General features: G+C 56.7%; 3 protein-coding genes. 2 read left to right on the forward strand and 1 reads right to left on the reverse strand.

Annotation, left to right across the window (positions count from 1 at the left end):
* The coding region (locus AC1D1P_RS22375) for a hypothetical protein (RefSeq protein WP_477674497.1) at window positions 1-184 on the reverse strand (184 nt) is incomplete at its 3' end.
* A 182-nt stretch (window positions 185-366) separates the two neighbouring features.
* Between AC1D1P_RS22375 and AC1D1P_RS22380 the strand changes: the two genes are divergently transcribed.
* Both AC1D1P_RS22380 and AC1D1P_RS22385 read left to right on the forward strand, forming a co-directional pair.
* The gene (locus AC1D1P_RS22380; protein ID WP_477674498.1) at window positions 367-984 is read left to right on the forward strand and encodes a DUF502 domain-containing protein; all 618 of its coding nucleotides are present in this window, start codon (window positions 367-369) and stop codon (window positions 982-984) included.
* 120 nt (window positions 985-1,104) lie between these two features.
* The coding region (locus tag AC1D1P_RS22385; RefSeq protein ID WP_477674499.1) for a cation:dicarboxylate symporter family transporter at window positions 1,105-1,786 on the forward strand (682 nt) is incomplete at its 3' end.

The following is a 1,786-nucleotide window of genomic DNA, read 5'->3' on the forward strand; positions in this document are numbered from 1 at the left end:
GCATGACGTTGTTGCGCAGTTGATAGCGCAGCCGAAAAATATCAAGGGAATGAAAGGTAACTTTCAGCATCGGCGCTTGCTCAGGTGCAAGCACGATGTGAGCGGGAAGAAGACCTGGGTCGGGGTTCATGTCAGCGCTGGGCTTGAGACTGTGGGGTTGATTGATTTCTTTGGGAAGCAGCAATGGGCAGTGGCATCACTGCGACAGTAGTTTAAGCACGAGACAGTGACATATCGCAGTGATTAGTACCGCAAAAATGTAGGAGAAGACCGACAACCCTTGGCGAGGCGCGTCATGCGAAATGGTTATATTGCAGGCTAGCCAGAAAAATGCACCATGCGCAACGCGCCTTAACGAAAAAGCCCATGAAAAGCCTCTATAAATATTTCTTTCGTGGCCTCATCACCATCCTGCCGGTGGCACTGACGGTATACCTTCTTTATATCTTCCTGGCGTGGATGGAAACTGCCGCCCTGTGGATCCTGCGCCCTCTTATCGGCAGTTTTTACCTGCCCGGCATGGGCTTGGCGTTCGGCATCCTGACCATTCTGGCGATTGGCTTCCTGGTATCCCAGCAAAGTGTGCGCAAAGTGCTGTCTTTCGCGGAATTGCCGTTTACCAATTTGCCGGTGGTCAAAAGCATCTACTCGTCGCTCAAGAGTTTTGCCGACTACTTTTCGCCTTCGGGCAAGCAGGGCGAGCAAAGCGTGGTGATATTGCGCATGCCTGGGCACGCGATGGAAATCGTGGGCCTGATCACACGTCGCAGCTTTGCCGACCTGCCTTCCGGATTCCTTCCGGGTGAGCGTGTTGCGGTTTATTTGCCCATGGGCTACATGATCGGCGGCTACACGGTGTTTGTGCCGACGGAGTGGGTACAGCCCATCGACATGTCGGTGGAGGAAGCCATGCGCTCGTCACTGATTGCGTGGATGGCCCRCCCGCCGGCCTCAGGTACTGGCAGCGGCAGCCCGGCCGGCTGAGCTTGCGCCGGAGCGGCGTAAAGATTTGTTATCTGTGGTTTCCCACATGGACAAATCGCGTGGCGGGGCTATATTGAACCCGTCCCCCACAACCCGCGCATTCGCTGATGCGACCCGGCCATGACAAGCACAACGACAACGAAGACAAGCCGCAAGCCACCCCTTTACAAATCGCTTTACTTCCAGGTGATCTGCGCCGTGATCGCCGGTGTGCTGCTGGGGCATTTTTACCCTGAGGCCGGAAAGCTCATGAAGCCGCTGGGCGACGGCTTCATCAAGCTCATCAAGATGATGATCGCACCCATCATCTTCTGCACCGTCGTGATCGGCATCGCCGGCATGGAGGACATGAAGAAGGTCGGCAAGACCGGCGGCCTGGCGCTGCWGTACTTTGAAGTCGTCAGCACCTTCGCGCTGATCATCGGGCTGGTCCTGGTCAACGTATTCAAGCCGGGCGAAGGCATGAATGTCGACGTGTCCACGCTGGACACCAAAGCCATCGCGGCTTATACCGGCCCCGGGAAGATGGTCGGCACGACCGACTTCATCATGAACATCATTCCGTCCACCGTGGTGGATGCCTTCGCCAAGGGTGAAATTCTGCAGGTGCTGCTGATCGCGGTGATGTTCGGCTTCGCGTTGCACCGTTTCGGCGGGCGCGGCACGCTGGTGTTCGACTTCGTCGAGAAAGCCTCGCATGTACTGTTCACCATTGTCGGCTTCATCATGAAGGTGGCGCCCATAGGCGCTTTCGGCGCAATGGCCTTCACCATAGGCGCTTATGGCGTGGACAGCCTGGTGT

It is taken from the genome of Polaromonas sp. P1_E1_2 (assembly GCF_056406035.1).